The sequence below is a fragment of the Streptomyces sp. SD31 genome, from assembly GCF_052068475.1.
Lineage (GTDB): Bacteria > Actinomycetota > Actinomycetes > Streptomycetales > Streptomycetaceae > Streptomyces.
Genome location: NZ_JBQHCX010000009.1, coordinates 397459 through 411665, shown reverse-complemented (window position 1 = coordinate 411665; position 14207 = coordinate 397459). Strand labels below are relative to the sequence as shown.

The following is a 14207-nucleotide window of genomic DNA, read 5'->3' as shown; positions in this document are numbered from 1 at the left end:
CACAGGTCGACCGAGACGGCGGGCGCCTGGCCCACGCCTGTGCGCCAAGCCGGTCACCCTGCGCCGGCCGCGAAGGCCGCGAGGAGCTCACGCCCCCGCGCACGTGCGCGGCATCCACAGGCCCCCTCCCGCCATCGGGCTCACCCCTCCCCGTCCACCACCCGCACCGGCAGCGGACGCAGAGCCTCGCGCAGGGCGGACGCCAGTTCCTCGTACTCCGCCGCACGCGCCGCCCCCGTCCGCATGGCGAGGGCGACGCGGCGGGTGGGGGCCGGGTTGGCGAAGTACCCGGTGAGGAGCCGGCTGCTGCGGGTCGTCTCCAGCTTGAGGGCGGTACGTGGCAGCAGCGTGCAGCCAAGGCCGCCCGCGACGAGTTGCACGAGCGTGGACAGCCCCGCGGCCGTCGTGGTGACCGGCGCGTCCTCGCGGCCCGCCTCCCGGCAGATGTCGAGGGCCTGGTCGCGCAGGCAGTGCCCCTCGTCCAGGAGCAGCAGGTTCAGCTCCTTGAGGGCCTCGCGCGGGATGCCCTCGCGGCCGCCGAGCCCGTGGTCGAGCGGGGTGACGAGCACGAAGTCCTCGTCGAAGAGGGGGAGTTCGGCGACGCCGGGCACGCCGAGCGGCACGGCGAGGAGCAGCAGGTCCAGGCGCCCGGTGGTGAGCCCCTCGACGAGGCTGGCCGTCTGCTCTTCGTGCACCTGGAGGTCGAGGTGCGGATACCGGTCGTGGACGAGCCGCAGAACGGTGGGCAGGAGGTACGGCGCCACCGTGGGGATCACGCCGAGGCGCAACGCTCCCGTGAACGGGGCCCGGACGGCTTCCGCCTCCTCCATCAGCGCGCCGACCTCTGCCAGCACCGCCTTCGCCCGTACGGCCAGCCGCTCACCGGCCGGCGACAGCAGCACCTTGCGCGTGGTGCGCTCCAGGAGTGTCACTCCGAGTGACTCCTCCAGGGCCGAGACGGCTCCGGACAGGGCGGGCTGGCTCATGCCGATCGCGGCGGCGGCGTCCCGGAAGTGGAGGTGCTCGGCGACGGCGGCGAAGGCACGCAGCTGGGCGAGGCTGGGCTGCCTCCTCTTACTCACGGTCACTGATAGATCCTTCCGATCAACCCGACCGAGTGTAGCTATTTCCCGTATCAATGCACCCTGTGCCAGGATCGGTAAGGCCCAACCCAAGGGAGACACCTGTACCGAACAGGTGTCTCTTTCGCTGCAAGGAGAGCGTGTGCTCACTGTCGGTGACAAGTTCCCCGAGTTCGAACTGACCGCCTGCGTCTCGCTGGAGAAGGGCAAGGAGTTCGAGACGATCAACCACAAGACCTACGAGGGCAAGTGGAAGATCGTCTTCGCCTGGCCGAAGGACTTCACCTTCGTCTGCCCGACCGAGATCGCGGCCTTCGGCAAGCTGAACGAGGAGTTCGCCGACCGCGACGCCCAGGTCCTCGGCTTCTCCGGTGACTCGGAGTTCGTCCACCACGCCTGGCGCAAGGACCACGACGACCTGCGCGACCTGCCGTTCCCGATGATGGCCGACTCCAAGCACGAGCTGATGCGCGACCTCGGCATCGAGGGCGAGGACGGCTTCGCCAAGCGTGCCGTCTTCATCGTCGACCAGAACAACGAGATCCAGTTCTCCATGGTGACCGCCGGCTCCGTCGGCCGTAACCCCAAGGAGGTCCTGCGGGTCCTGGACGCCCTGCAGACGGACGAGCTGTGCCCGTGCAACTGGACCAAGGGCGAGGACACCCTGGACCCGGTCAAGCTGCTTGCCGGAGAGTGAGTGACATGTCCCTCGACTCCCTCAAGTCCCGCATACCGGACTACGCCAAGGACCTGAAGCTCAACCTGGGCTCGGTCATCGGCAACTCCGACCTCCCGGCGCAGCAGCTGTGGGGCACGGTGCTCGCCACGGCGATCGCCTCGCGCTCCCCGATCGTGCTGCGCGAGCTGGCGCCGGAGGCAAAGGCGAACCTCACGCCGGAGGCGTACAACGCGGCGAAGTCCGCGGCCGCGGTGATGGCGATGAACAACGTCTTCTACCGGACCCGGCATCTGCTGTCCGACCACGAGTACGGCAGCCTGCGCGCCGGGCTCCGTATGAACGTCATCGGCAACCCCGGTGTCGACAAGGTCGACTTCGAGCTGTGGTCCTTCGCGGTGTCCGCCATCAACGGCTGCGGCATGTGCCTCGACTCGCACGAGCAGGTGCTGCGCAAGGCGGGTGTGGACCGCGAGACGGTCCAGGAGGCGTTCAAGATCGCGTCCGTCATTCAGGCGGTCGGCGTCACGCTGGACGCCGAGGCCGTGCTCTCCGAGTAGGCCGGAGAGTAGGCCGAAGTTGTAGGCCGAGCCACGTCGAGGGCCTCGCTCACTGCTGGTGGGCGGGGCCCTCCGCGCTGTCCTCGGCGTCCCCGGCGGCCGCGCCCCCGGCCCCCGCTTCCACCGGAACGGCCTTGTCCGCAAGCGCCGGACGCACCGACTGTCGGGGCACCGTCTCCTCTGAGTAGGCCCGCAGATACCCCACGATCGTGTTCGAAACCGCCACCAGCGGTACGGCCACCACCGCCCCGCCGATACCCGCCACCATGCCGCCGGCCGCCACCGACAGCACCACCGCCAGCGGGTGCACGCGGACCGCGCGCCCGAGGATGAACGGCTGCAGGACGTGGCCCTCGATCTGCTGCACGGCGAGGACGACGGCGAGCGTCATGACCGCGGTGAACACGCCCTGCGTCACCAGGGCCACCACCACCGCCAACGCACCGGAGGCCACCGCGCCGACGAGGGGAATGAAGGAGAACAGGAAGATGAAGACGGCCAGCGGGACGGCCATCGGCACATCGAGGAAGTAGATGCCGATGCCGATGAAGACGGCGTCGATCAGGGCGACGAGGACCGTGCCGCGCACATACGCCGTGAGCGTCTCCCACGCGCGCGGGCCGGCACCGGCGACGCCCGGCCGGGCCGCGGCGGGCACCAGCTTCAGCGTCCACGCCCAGATGCGCTTGCCGTCGTAGAGCAGGAAGAGCGTCGAGAAGGCGGCGAGCAGAATGCCGGTGAGGGCCTCGACGACGACCGTGACGCCTTCCAGACCGGCCGAGGTGATCTCGTCGGTGTTGGCGCCGATCGCCTCCCTGAGGTTCTCGGCGATCTCGTTGATCTGCTTGTCGGTGACGTGGAAGGGGCTGTTGAGCAGCCAGTTGCGCAGCTCGTCGATGCCGTCCTGGACCTGGTCGGAGAGGTTGTCGATGTTCTCCATGACCTGCCAGGTCACGAACCAGCCCATCAGCCCGATGACGACGAACCCGAGGATCGCGGTCAGGGCGGTGGCGAGCCCGTGCGGCACGCCCCGCCGCATCAGCCAGGCCACCGAGGGCTGCATCAGCGCGGTGAGGAGCAGCGCGATGACGAAGGCGAACACGACGAGTTGGACGGCGCTGATGACCCGCATCAGCACCCAGACCGTGCCGGCCAGCACCAGCAGCCGCCAGCCGGCCTCCGCCGCGACCCGTACGCCCCAGGGCACGACCTGTGCGGGGTCGGGCCGGGGCGGCGGAGCCGTGGGCGCATAGTCGGGGGGCCGTGGGACGTGGCCGGCGGGCGGCGAGAGGGCGTCGCCGGAGGAGTCGGGCGGGGCATCGACGGCGGACGGCCGCACCGGCTGGAGCTCGTCGCTCTCCCGCTCCACCGCGGCGCGGCGCTCGTCCAACCGTTCGCTCATCTCGCTCAGTCCGGCACCGAGCCGACCGAGCCACCCAGGCACTCGCGACATGATCCGTCCTCTTCCCCCGTCTCTCCCCACCACTCCCCCGGAGTCGTCCGTCCGACCGTACATGCCCGGGGACGCGGAAGTGCGAAAGCCCCTCACCAAAAGGACGGTGAGGGGCAATGCAGGGTACGACGGCCCATCGCGGCTCAGCCGGCGGAGCGTGGCGCGCCTAGTACCAGTGGTTGGCCTGCCAGAACGACCAAGCACCGCAAGGGCTGTCGTAGCGCTCGTTCATGTAGTTCAGGCCCCACTTGATCTGGGTGGCCGGGTTGGTCTGCCAGTCCGAGCCGACGGACGACATCTTGGAACCGGGCAGCGCCTGGAAGAGGCCGTAGGCACCCGACGAGGGGTTCACCGCCTGGTAGTTCCAGTCGGACTCGTGGTCCACGATGTTGCTGAAGCACTGGAACTGGTCGGCCGGCACCATCTGGCGCGCCATCGCCTGGATCTGCTCGATGCTGTACGAGTTCTGGACGGGGAAGTCCACGGAGGAGGGGGACCGGGAGGCCTTCGCCTCGGCCTCTTCGCGCTCCTTGGCTTCCTGCGCCGCCTTCTCGGCGGCTTCCTTCTTCTCGATCGCGGTCTGGGCGGCGGCCTTGCGGGCCGACTCCTCAGCGTCCTTCTTGGCGCTCGCGTCCGCGGCGATGGCCTGCACGTTGGCCTGCGCCGTCAGGGACTCGGTCTGCACCTGGGCCTGCTGGCCCGCGGGTATGTCCGCGAGGAGCGTCGAATCGGCAGCCGTCGCCTCGGCGTCGTTGTTCTGCGCGGTGCTGCCCGAGGCAACGCCGACGACGCTTCCGACAGCGGTGACCGCGGTGGCCGAGGCCACTGCGAATCCCCTGACCGAAATCGGACTCACACGGTTTCCTTCCAGCATCGCCCGCTTCGGTGACCCTGGCGGACGCAATCGTGCCCCTGGCGCTGGCCTCCCAACTGCGGGGTCACGGGAGGCACGGACCCGGTGGGCAACTCCCGTGTAGGAGAGCGCCGCGTGGTAACTCGGGCGGCATACGACGGCGGTATGGAGTTGATGATGGTGTTGCTGTGGTGCCGTACCGCTGGGGGTACAGGTGTGTCGTATGCGGGGCCTGACAGGATGGAGACTCTGCCGCACGCAGACGCCGCAAGGCAATTCTGTGTTGCGTGTGAAAGGTCACACCTCGTTTGTCCCAGGGCTTTTGGGAAAGCCGCACACGCCGAGGCGCCGCCCGGATAGGCTCACTGCCTTTCCGAACGGCGCCAACCAACGAGTAGCTACCGCAAGTTGAGCACTTGGGTCAGATCTGCCCGTCCTCCAGCATTTCGGTCACAAGGGCGGCAATCTGGGACCTCTCGGACCGCGTCAGCGTGACGTGGGCGAAAAGTGGATGCCCCTTCAGCTTCTCCACGACGGCGACGACACCGTCGTAGCGCCCGACCCTCAGATTGTCCCGCTGGGCCACGTCATGGGTGAGAACCACCCGTGAATTAGCGCCAATTCGGGACAGAACAGTCAGCAGGACATTCCTTTCCAGCGACTGTGCCTCGTCCACGATCACGAACGCGTCGTGCAGCGAGCGTCCGCGGATGTGGGTGAGGGGCAGCACCTCCAGCATGCCGCGCGCGGTGATCTCCTCGATGACCTCGCGGCTGGTGACCGCGGACAGCGTGTCGAAGACCGCCTGCGCCCAGGGGCTCATCTTCTCGGCCTCGCTGCCGGGCAGATAGCCGAGCTCCTGCCCGCCCACCGCGTACAGCGGCCGGAAGACCATCACCTTCTGGTGCTGACGACGCTCCAGCACCGCTTCGAGGCCCGCACACAGCGCCAGCGCCGACTTGCCGGTGCCGGCCCGGCCGCCCATGGACACGATCCCGACGTCCGGGTCGAGCAGCAGATCGAGCGCGATCCGCTGCTCGGCACTGCGCCCCTTGATGCCGAAGGCCTCCCTATCACCGCGCACCAGACGGACGTTGCCCTCGGGCGTGATCCGGCCCAGCGCCTTGCCGCGCTCGGAGTGGATCGTCAGCCCGGTGTGCACCGGCATGGCGGCGGCTTCGGGGACGTAGATGTGACCTTCCTCGAAGAGGACGTCCACCTGCTCGCCGGACAGGGTCAGTTCGGACATTCCGGTCCAGCCGGAGGAGTCCGTGATGGCGAGCTCGGCGCGATACTCCTCGGCGAGGAGACCGACGGACGAGGCCTTGATCCTGAGCGGCAGGTCCTTCGACACGACGGTGACGTCGAACCCCTCGGCCTGCAGATTGCGGGCGACCGCGAGGATGCGGGAGTCGTTGTCCCCCAGGCGGTAGCCGGTCGGCAGAACGCTGGGGTCCGAGTGGTTGAGCTCGACACGGATGGTCCCGCCGAGGTCCCCGGTCGGGATGGGGGCGTCGAGACGGCCGTACTTGACCCGGAACTCGTCGAGCAGGCGCAGTGCCTGCCGGGCGAAGTAACCCAGTTCGGGATGGTGCCGCTTGGCCTCCAGTTCCGTCACCACGACGATGGGGAGCACGACCTCGTGCTCGTCGAAGCGATTCAGGGCGTTCGGGTCGGCCAGCAGGACGCTGGTGTCGAGAACGTAGGTGCGCCGGTCTGGCTTGTGGCGCTTTGTGCTGGTCACCACGGAAGGACGTACCCCCTCGGATGAGGTCGGGGAGCGACGGAGTGGAGCTGGACCGGTCGTCGGCCGCCCTGCACGCCTGGCATGGGCCGAAAACCGGCCCTCCACTGCTTCTCCCGTGCCGTGACCGCACGGTAGGGCTGGTGCAAAGGGCCTCCCGGGCGGACGGCTCCGGCGCCGCCCGCTGAGATACGACACCCGTGGTTCGGGCGTCGACCTGCTTGGCTTATGCCCTCGAACATGCGGTGCCATGCCAGCGCATATGACGGCGCGCTGGTGAACTCCTTGTTACTTCTGTCCCGGAGAGGGTCACTTTCGTCGCGTCCGGATACGGCGGTGAGAGCGCCGAGAGGGGATCAGCCGCCGTAACGCCGGTGCCGGGCCGCGTAGTCGCGCAGGGCGCGCAGGAAGTCGACCTTGCGGAAGGCCGGCCAGAAGACCTCACAGAAGTAGTACTCGGAGTGGGCCGTCTGCCACAGCATGAATCCGGACAGCCGCTGCTCGCCGCTGGTACGGATCACGAGGTCCGGGTCGGGCTGGTCACCGGTATAGAGGTGGCGGCCGATCAGGTCGACGCTGACGGACTCGGCGAGGTCCTCCATCGAGGTGCCCTTGTCATGGGCGTCGACGATCATCGACCGCACCGCGTCGGCGATCTCCTGGCGACCGCCGTAGCCGATGGCGACGTTGACCAGTATCCCGTCGACGTGCGCGGTGGCCTCCTCGGCCTCCTTGAGGGTGGTCTGCATCCCGGACGGCAGCAGGTCGGGCGTGCCGACGTGGTGCACCCGCCAGCGGCCGTCGGCGGCGAGGGTGCGCACGACGTCCTCGATGATGCCGAGGAGCGGGACGAGCTCGTCCTGCGGCCGGTCGAAGTTGTCGGTCGACAGCAGCCAGAGGGTGACGACCTCGACGTCCGTCTCGGAGCACCAGCCGAGGAACTCCTCGATCTTCTCGGCGCCCGCCCGGTGACCGTGCACGGTGGTGGAACCCGCGGCCTTCGCCCAGCGCCGGTTGCCGTCCATGATGACGCCGATGTGCTTGGGCACCTGAGCGTGGTCCAGGTGACCCTCCACCCGGCGTGCGTACAGCCTGACCAGCAGGCCGCGCAGCTTGTCGCGCAGGTTCACGTGATTGTCAGCCCCTCCGTATGGATCGGACAGGCGCGTGGCGCTGCGCGCGGCGCAGGCGAGGGTGGTTCCTGTCCCTATGGCGGTCCCCGGAGGCGAAGCCTACCCCTGCGGGGCTTGCGCCGGGTTTACGGGGTGCGCCGGGTGGGGGCGGTCTTTGGGTGGGGACAGCCGCCGGCGCTTGGAGAGTGCGGTCGCCAGCGGTGAACAGGAGACGGGGCGCGGGCGCAAAAAAACGGGCCGGTCCGTGGGGGGGAGACGGACCGGCCCGAGGGGGGGTTTCCACCATAACCCTTCGTGAGGGATGCTGCGCGCATCGGCGTGCCACAATCACTCTCCGAAGTCATTCGGCGACGGCCCGGTGGCCATGACGGGGCCTTTTCGTGGCGGATTCGCGACAGGATCGGAGCCTATTCCCAAGGGAAACGCGTGGGATGAGGCCGGATCCGGAGGGTTTGCCGCATCTTGGGCTGCGCTCGGCGACTTGTCCGCGCTTCCCTCCCCCGGGTGACTCCGACCGCGAACGCCCACTTGACGGCACGCGCGATTCCCCGTGGCGCGCACGGTTTCGATGCGATGCGCGTCCATCAGGGGTGCGCAGGGGTGCACGGCACCGCGCAGCCCCCTCCGCCGCACGGTGCCGCCGCGCGGCTTTGCTTACGCGAATTACCTTGGTCTGAACTTACGTGAGGACCACAGGGAAAGCGAGTCGGCCGCTATAACAATGTGGAAAAGGTGGGGCTTCCTTTGATGCGCAGGGGGCGGCGGGTCTTTGCTCACGGATGCACGGTTTGCTCGACTCGGCGGTGACCACGGCGGTCTGTGTCCGACCGTGGAAGGGCTGGGCGAGGCGGTGGTCGCCCACGCCGGGGGCGGAAGGTGGCGTAGGGGCGCGGCGGGCGCGCTCAGGCGTCGGGTTTGCGTGCCTCGAAGAGGTGGCGGGTGCTGTGCGCGACGAAGGGGCCGTCGGTCCGGATCTGATCGTGCAGGGCGCGCAGTCGGGGCCGGTACGCCTCGACGGTGAAGCCGGGGACCATCCACACCACCTTGCGCAGGAGATGGACGACGGCCGCGATGTCGTGGAACTCCATGCGCAGCCGCTCGGCCCGCACATCGACGATCTCCAGACCCGCCGCCTCGGCGTCGGCGCGCTCACGGTCCGGGTGGCGGGCGGCGCTCTGCTCCTGTGGGAGGGGGCCGAGGAAGTACTCGACCAGCTCGAAGGCGCTGCGGGGGCCGACGTGTTGGGCGAAGTACGTGCCGCCGGGCTCGAGGACGCGGGCGATCTCGGCCCAGTGCGCACTGACCGGGTGCCGGCTGCTGACGAGGTCGAAGGCGCCGTCGGCGAAGGGCAGCGGGGCGTCCTCGGGTGAGGCGACGACGGCGACGCCGTGCGGGCGGAGGAGGGCGGTGGCCTTGGCGATGTTCGGCGGCCAGCCCTCGGTGGCGACGGTGAGAGCGGGGACCTTGGGGGCGGCGCGGCGGAGCGCGAAGTCGAGTACCTCGCCTCCCCCGGTCTGGATGTCGAGAGCGGCGGCGGAGAGGGAGAGCCGCTCACCGAGGGACGAGGCGTACCCCCATGACGGCCGTGCCTCGGTGGCCCGCCCCTCGAACCAGGAGAAGTCCCAGCCTTCGGTGGGCACGGCGGCGCCTTCGGCGACGAGGTCCTCGAAAGTCCGGGTGCGCTGCGGGTGCGGCTCCTTCATTCGGTGATCGTCTCAGGGCGTGGTCCCTGGCCGCCGCTCATTTTCCGGGGCGGACAGCACGAGCAGTACGTGTTCGTCGTCGCCGTGGTGGAGGGTGCCCGCGCGTTGGAAGCCGTGTCGTTCGAGGAGTCGTACGGAAGCGGTGTTGCCGTGGAAGGGGTCGGCGTACAGCGGACGGGTCCGCTCGAGTTCCAGGAAGAGGGCGAGCGCCTTGGTGCCGATGCCCCGCCCCCAGTACGGGCGCCCGAGCCAGTAGCCGAGGAAGCGGCGGTCGCCGACCCACCAGGAGACGACGCTGCCGGCCACCTCGTCCCCCATCGTGACCGTCTGTACGAGGCAGGTCTCGTCCCCGAGGACGCCCTTCCTCCAGTGCTTCAGGAAGGCGTCGCGCGGCCGAGGGGTGAATCTCGACCGCCGGACGGCTTCCGGGTCGTGCTCGTAGGCGAGGAAGGCCTCGAGGTCGGCGTCCCGCACGTCTCGGAGGCGTACGTCCGCGTAGTCGTCCGTGCAGTCGTCCGTGTAATCGTCGTCGCTCTGTCCTTCACGCATGTCCAGGAGTGTGGCAGGCGCCACTGACAACGCCCCTGGGCCGACGAGCGGTCCGAACGCTCTACGGCACCAAGGGCCGTACTTCCTCGGCCACGAACCGCACGAACCCCTCCGGGTCGGGCTCGTCCCCCGTCGGCTGCAGCACCACGGTGTCCGCACCGGCATCCGCGAGCCGCTGCACGGCCTTCGCGACGGCGCCGGCGTCCCCGGCGACTCCGAGGTCCGGCACGGATCCGAGCCCCTCGGCTTCGAGTTCGGCCTTGAGACGGGCCGGCCCGTCGGGCCCGGTGGCGGTCAGGAGGTAGACGACGACCTGGTGCGACGCACCCCCGGTACGCCCGGCCGACTCCCGCCCCTCGTCGATGAGTTGCCGTGCCCGCCGTAGCCCCTCCGGCGAGGTGGAGGCGGTGAGCAGCGTGCCGTCGGCGGCCGCACCGGCGAGCCGCAGCGAGCGGGGCCCCGTGACTCCGGCGATGACGGGCACCGGCTCGGCGGGCGGCCAGTCGAGGGCGACGTCGTCGAGCTTGACGTACCGCCCTTCGATGGTGACCCGCTCTCCGCGCAACAGGGCCCGCAGCACGTCGAGATGCTCACGCAACAGGGTCACCGGCGACTCCACCCGAGCCCCGACCTGCCCCATCCAGTCCTGCACACCGTGCCCGACGGCGAGGATCGGACGGCCCGGGAACATACGGTGGAGGGAGGCGGCCTCCATGGCGGTGATGGCGACGTTCCGCAACGGGACGGGGAGGAGTCCGATGCCGACCCGCACGCGCTCGGTCCACGCGAGTGCGGCGGCGGCCGTGGAGATCCCTCCCTCCCGGAAACAGTCCTCCCAGAGCCAGAGCTCGTCGAGGCCCGTCTCGTCGGCGAGGCGAGCGACGGATCGGAGTCGCTCGGGGGCGAGTTGGGGGCGGAAGATGGCACCGAGTCCGGTCATGGGGTCTTTCCTACCCCTCCGGCACTCGGCGGACAACAGAGTTTGAAACGGCCCCCAGGAGGTGTCCGAGCATGGGACGACGGTGGCGTGACGGGCGGGGGACGCTGGTCGTGCACGGGGAGCGGGGTGACGTCTCGGTTCCCCTGGAGTTCGCGTCGTCGTACCGGGCCCGTACGAAGGGGCTTCTGGGGCGTGATTCCGTCGACGGGGCGATGCTGCTGACGCCCGCCAGTGGGGTGCACACCTTCCGCATGCGCATCCCCATCGACGTCGCCCATCTCGACCGCGAGCTGAACGTCATCGCCGTGGGCACCATGAGGCCGGGGCGCATGGGCCTGCCCCGGCTTCGTTCGCGGCATGTGCTGGAGGCGGCGGCCGGGGTCATGGCGGGGTGGGGGGTGCGGGTGGGGGTGCGGGTGTCGGTCGAGGCCGAGGTCGAGGTCGAGGCCGAATGACCGTCCCTCCCCCTCACTTCCCGGGGTTGTGCGTCGTCAGTTGTCCGAGCGCGGGAACGACACCTCCACCCGCCGGTTCTTCTTACGCCCCGCCTCCGTGGCGTTGGACGAGATCGGGTACTGCTCCCCGTACCCCCTCACCTCGTACGTGACCGTCGAGTCGTTCAGCTCCGCGTCCAGAATCCCCTGTACGGCGTTCGCCCGCTTCCTCGACAGGACGTCGCCGTGGGCCGAGGAGCCCAGATTGTCGGTGAAGCCGAAGACGCGGATGCGGGTGGCGTTCTGGGTCTTGATCTCCTCGGCGATCTCCGAGATGCGGGCCTTCGCCTCGCCGGTCAGCTTCGCGCTGTCCTTGGGGAAGAGGACCTCCGCCTGGAGGGCGAACTTCACGTCCGTGTTCGTGTCTTCGCGGCGTTCCTCACCGGCCTGGTCCTCTACGACCTGCTTGATGTCCAGGACCTTGGGTTCGGCGAGGGTTGCACCCTCGGGGAGCTTGAGGTCGGGGTCGTTCGCGTCCACTTCCACGGGGGCGGTGGCGGTCGCTTCGGTGCCGGGCGGGACGCTGGGGTCGTCGGCCGCGTCGGCTGTGGTGGTGCCGAGGATGTGGGTGGCGAGCATGACTGTGGCTGCGGTGAGGGTGAGGGTGAGGCGAGGGGTGGGGGTCATGGGGAGCCTCATCCGGAGATCTGGATGGAGGCCGAGGCGAATGTCGGCAGTTGGAAGCTGACTTCGGTCGTGCTGGTGGGCGGGGACGGGAACTGCATGAACACGGGGATGGAGTCGCCTGCCTTGATGCGCGGCATGCCCGTCGTCGTGAGAGGACGGCCGTCTGTGTCGCGCAGGACGTAATAGCGCTTCTTGCTAGCCGAGTCGACGAGCGTTGCTCCGCCGAACGACGTTCCGTGCCTGATGATCTCGGTCTCGTCACCCGATGTCCGGGCCGAAACGCGAGCTGGGTCGTCGCCGTCGTTCTTCAACTCACCACTGACGGTGACGAATCCGCCTGAATCGCGCTGAACAGAGGTGATCCTGAGAATCAGGCCGTCCTCACCCTTGAGCTCGGCAAGGAGGTCATCCGTCCCCTCTTGAGCACTCGGGTTGGACCCATCGTCCTTGGAGGCCGAAGCCGACGTCTTGGGCTTCTTACCGCCGTCGCCACCACTTCCGCAGCCGGCCACGCCGAGGGCCAGTCCAGCCGCAACGGTCAGCGCGACCATCCCTCTGTGGGCCTTCGCCGTGAACCGAATACTCATGCCTCTGCTTCCTTCGTCACTCGTCGTTCGCTTCTTAGTCGGCCAGGTGGACGTCGAAGAGGTCCTCGGGGTCCGGGAGCGTGGTCGGGTCTTCCGGATCCGGGTCCCAGTTCCTGTCGTCGCAAGTGAGCTGCGGGAGCGGCAGTACTTCGTTCCCCTCGCTGCCCTCGGCACCATCGCCAGGAAGATCGAATGTGCAACGTGGCTCGATGACAGCGGTGGCAGACGCCCGCGAGTACTTGTTCTCTGTACCGGGGACGATGGACTCTCCCACCGGCTCGTCGGTCTCGATCTCGACCGTGTAGCCCAGGGGGCCCGTCGGAGTGCAAGCTTCGACATGGGCGTCGTTCTGCGTCGCAAGTTGGTCTGCGCGCCAGCATGACAGAGCCAGGCCCGGCACGTTGCCGTCGAAGACATCCTGCCATTTCGTCGGATCGAGTACGTCGCCCAGCCACATGCCCGCGAGCTGGTCCCGCGTGTCCTGTGCCGCCGCCAGCGCGGCCGCGTCGGCGGCTGTCTGGGCACCGTTCCGATTTGCTGCGGCCTGGCCGACCGCGAGGTAGGCGAAAGCGAGAAAGAGCAGGCCGCCCACCACCGTGATGTAGATGGGGAAGGCCTGCCCTGAGTCGCCGAACGTGCGGCGCCTGGTCATCCGGTGAGCTCGTCGATCTGTTCCACAATCGCGTCGTAGATCGTCTGACCAATGTCCGTCCCTGTGATGGCCAGCACGATCGCCACGACCACCGCGATGATCCCCAGATACTCCACCGCCGTCTGCCCCCTGTCGTCGCGAGCGGCACGGGAGCGCAGGTGCTCGACGGTGGTGTTGATCCAGTTGCTCATGGTGTTCCCCTCTGGTGTTCAGCGATCGCTGAGCGCTGAGCTCGCAAGTCTCAAGAGAAGTCTTGCGAGAAAAGTAAGCGGAAATACCCGAAACACCAGAGGGTGCCTGGACCCGATTCCGGACCCAGGCCGAAAACCATCGCTGTGTCATCGCCATCAGCTCCGTCCTGGGGGTGAACCCGGGGCCCTGCCCAGCCACTTGGCGGCGGCATCCGCACGGCTGGTGCTGTGGAGTTTGGCGAATATGCGGTTGATGTGGTTCTTGACCGTCTTCTCGCTGATGAAGCAGGTGGCGGCGATCTGCTGGTTGTTCATGCCCGATGCGATCAGGCCCATGATCTCCGCCTCCCTCCTGCTCAGCCGGAACCGCGACCGGTCCGAGGACGACTGTCCCACATCTGGTTGCATTTGCGAAAGGTGTTCCGGGGAATTGCTTGTGCTGGTTGACAGTTGGGCGTTTGCTTGCGCTAGTGATCCAGTTGCTTCCGGGGGAGTGGGACGCGGCGGGCGCGGCATCCTGTCCCGCCGTCGCATGCCATCCCCGATGTCCCGTACGGCATCCACCAGTTCGTCCGCCGTGAACTCACCGTGGACCAGGTAGCCGACGGCCCCTCGGCGCAACGCCTCCCGAACCGTCTCCGACTCCGGCTCCGTCTCCGACTCCGGCTCATCGCGGTACGTCAGCATCATCACCGGGGCGATGCTCACGAGTCGCGGAAGTGCCGTGACGCCGTCCATGCCCGGTAGGCGGACGTCCAGGAGGATCATGTCGGGACGGTGGTCGGCTGCCGCCTCGTGGGCCTCGTGGGCGTTCGTCACCTCTGCCACCACCCTCGCGTCCGCCCGAGCGATGAGGAGGGCCGCCAGGCCCCCTCGGACGGCAGGGTTGTCGGCAGCGACCACGAGCCGCAGAGGCGTGGCAGCGGGGAGCGGCTTCCGCTCGTTCATGTGGCCGCCTTCGCC

At 68.7% G+C, this 14207-nt stretch carries 16 protein-coding genes; 3 read left to right on the top strand and 13 right to left on the bottom strand.

Annotated features, from left to right (window positions below):
• Window positions 1–140: 140 nt before the first annotated feature.
• Window positions 141–1088 (bottom strand): LysR substrate-binding domain-containing protein, encoded by a 948-nt coding sequence (locus ACTMVF_RS21960; RefSeq protein ID WP_441272773.1) that lies wholly within the window; start codon window positions 1086–1088, stop codon window positions 141–143.
• Between the two features lie 136 nt (window positions 1089–1224).
• On the opposite strand from ACTMVF_RS21960, the gene ACTMVF_RS21955 reads away from it, so the two are divergent.
• Complete coding sequence (locus tag ACTMVF_RS21955; protein WP_217214840.1) at window positions 1225–1779, top strand: peroxiredoxin; 555 nt, start codon at window positions 1225–1227, stop codon at window positions 1777–1779.
• 5 nt (window positions 1780–1784) lie between these two features.
• A complete protein-coding gene (locus tag ACTMVF_RS21950) occupies window positions 1785–2318 on the top strand; it encodes an alkyl hydroperoxide reductase (RefSeq protein ID WP_441272772.1) in 534 nt (177 codons plus the stop codon).
• 49 nt (window positions 2319–2367) lie between these two features.
• Here ACTMVF_RS21950 and ACTMVF_RS21945 read toward each other — a convergent pair whose 3' ends face one another.
• The 7 genes from ACTMVF_RS21945 to ACTMVF_RS21915 form a co-directional block, all read right to left on the bottom strand.
• On the bottom strand, window positions 2368–3771 hold the full coding sequence (locus ACTMVF_RS21945; RefSeq protein WP_441272771.1) for an AI-2E family transporter: 1404 nt from the start codon (window positions 3769–3771) through the stop codon (window positions 2368–2370).
• Window positions 3772–3937: 166 nt separating this feature from the next.
• Window positions 3938–4627 carry a transglycosylase SLT domain-containing protein gene (locus ACTMVF_RS21940; RefSeq protein ID WP_441272770.1) on the bottom strand — a complete coding sequence of 230 codons (690 nt, stop codon included), beginning with the start codon at window positions 4625–4627 and terminating at the stop codon, window positions 3938–3940.
• Between the two features lie 418 nt (window positions 4628–5045).
• Complete coding sequence (locus tag ACTMVF_RS21935; protein ID WP_301997224.1) at window positions 5046–6371, bottom strand: PhoH family protein; 1326 nt, start codon at window positions 6369–6371, stop codon at window positions 5046–5048.
• A 353-nt stretch (window positions 6372–6724) separates the two neighbouring features.
• Window positions 6725–7498: an isoprenyl transferase gene (locus tag ACTMVF_RS21930; protein WP_441272769.1), complete on the bottom strand. Its 774-nt coding sequence runs from the start codon at window positions 7496–7498 to the stop codon at window positions 6725–6727.
• 905 nt (window positions 7499–8403) lie between these two features.
• Window positions 8404–9204, bottom strand: coding sequence for a class I SAM-dependent methyltransferase (locus ACTMVF_RS21925; protein WP_441272768.1), 801 nt, complete (start codon window positions 9202–9204; stop codon window positions 8404–8406).
• Between the two features lie 12 nt (window positions 9205–9216).
• On the bottom strand, window positions 9217–9753 hold the full coding sequence (locus tag ACTMVF_RS21920; RefSeq protein WP_441272767.1) for a GNAT family N-acetyltransferase: 537 nt from the start codon (window positions 9751–9753) through the stop codon (window positions 9217–9219).
• Window positions 9754–9814: 61 nt separating this feature from the next.
• Window positions 9815–10693 carry an LLM class flavin-dependent oxidoreductase gene (locus ACTMVF_RS21915; protein ID WP_441272766.1) on the bottom strand — a complete coding sequence of 293 codons (879 nt, stop codon included), beginning with the start codon at window positions 10691–10693 and terminating at the stop codon, window positions 9815–9817.
• 71 nt (window positions 10694–10764) lie between these two features.
• Here ACTMVF_RS21915 and ACTMVF_RS21910 point away from each other — a divergent pair, with 71 nt between their 5' ends.
• A complete protein-coding gene (locus tag ACTMVF_RS21910; protein WP_441272765.1) occupies window positions 10765–11148 on the top strand; it encodes a DUF192 domain-containing protein in 384 nt (127 codons plus the stop codon).
• Between the two features lie 36 nt (window positions 11149–11184).
• On the opposite strand, the gene ACTMVF_RS21905 is transcribed toward ACTMVF_RS21910, so the two are convergent.
• From ACTMVF_RS21905 to ACTMVF_RS21885, 5 genes are all read right to left on the bottom strand, one after another.
• Entirely contained in the window at window positions 11185–11814 is a 630-nt protein-coding gene (locus ACTMVF_RS21905; protein ID WP_441272764.1) for an OmpA family protein, read from the bottom strand.
• A gap of 8 nt (window positions 11815–11822) precedes the next feature.
• A complete protein-coding gene (locus ACTMVF_RS21900; RefSeq protein WP_441272763.1) occupies window positions 11823–12401 on the bottom strand; it encodes a hypothetical protein in 579 nt (192 codons plus the stop codon).
• A gap of 34 nt (window positions 12402–12435) precedes the next feature.
• Complete coding sequence (locus tag ACTMVF_RS21895; RefSeq protein ID WP_441272762.1) at window positions 12436–13053, bottom strand: pilus assembly protein TadG-related protein; 618 nt, start codon at window positions 13051–13053, stop codon at window positions 12436–12438.
• Window positions 13050–13244, bottom strand: a complete 195-nt coding sequence (locus tag ACTMVF_RS21890) for a Flp family type IVb pilin (RefSeq protein WP_441272761.1) — start codon at window positions 13242–13244, stop codon at window positions 13050–13052. Before ACTMVF_RS21890 ends, ACTMVF_RS21895 begins: the two co-directional genes overlap by 4 nt.
• Window positions 13245–13400: 156 nt before the next feature.
• Complete coding sequence (locus tag ACTMVF_RS21885; protein ID WP_441272819.1) at window positions 13401–14192, bottom strand: response regulator transcription factor; 792 nt, start codon at window positions 14190–14192, stop codon at window positions 13401–13403.
• Window positions 14193–14207: the final 15 nt, after the last annotated feature.

Coding starts and splice junctions, on each gene's coding strand:
- ACTMVF_RS21950 (WP_441272772.1), top strand. CDS start 1,785: ATGTCCCTCGACTCCCTCAAGTCCCGCATACCGGACTACGCCAAGGAC.
- ACTMVF_RS21945 (WP_441272771.1), bottom strand. CDS start 3,771: ATGTCGCGAGTGCCTGGGTGGCTCGGTCGGCTCGGTGCCGGACTGAGC.
- ACTMVF_RS21925 (WP_441272768.1), bottom strand. CDS start 9,204: ATGAAGGAGCCGCACCCGCAGCGCACCCGGACTTTCGAGGACCTCGTC.
- ACTMVF_RS21920 (WP_441272767.1), bottom strand. CDS start 9,753: ATGCGTGAAGGACAGAGCGACGACGATTACACGGACGACTGCACGGAC.
- ACTMVF_RS21915 (WP_441272766.1), bottom strand. CDS start 10,693: ATGACCGGACTCGGTGCCATCTTCCGCCCCCAACTCGCCCCCGAGCGA.
- ACTMVF_RS21910 (WP_441272765.1), top strand. CDS start 10,765: ATGGGACGACGGTGGCGTGACGGGCGGGGGACGCTGGTCGTGCACGGG.
- ACTMVF_RS21905 (WP_441272764.1), bottom strand. CDS start 11,814: ATGACCCCCACCCCTCGCCTCACCCTCACCCTCACCGCAGCCACAGTC.
- ACTMVF_RS21900 (WP_441272763.1), bottom strand. CDS start 12,401: ATGAGTATTCGGTTCACGGCGAAGGCCCACAGAGGGATGGTCGCGCTG.
- ACTMVF_RS21895 (WP_441272762.1), bottom strand. CDS start 13,053: ATGACCAGGCGCCGCACGTTCGGCGACTCAGGGCAGGCCTTCCCCATC.
- ACTMVF_RS21890 (WP_441272761.1), bottom strand. CDS start 13,244: ATGAGCAACTGGATCAACACCACCGTCGAGCACCTGCGCTCCCGTGCC.
- ACTMVF_RS21885 (WP_441272819.1), bottom strand. CDS start 14,192: ATGAACGAGCGGAAGCCGCTCCCCGCTGCCACGCCTCTGCGGCTCGTG.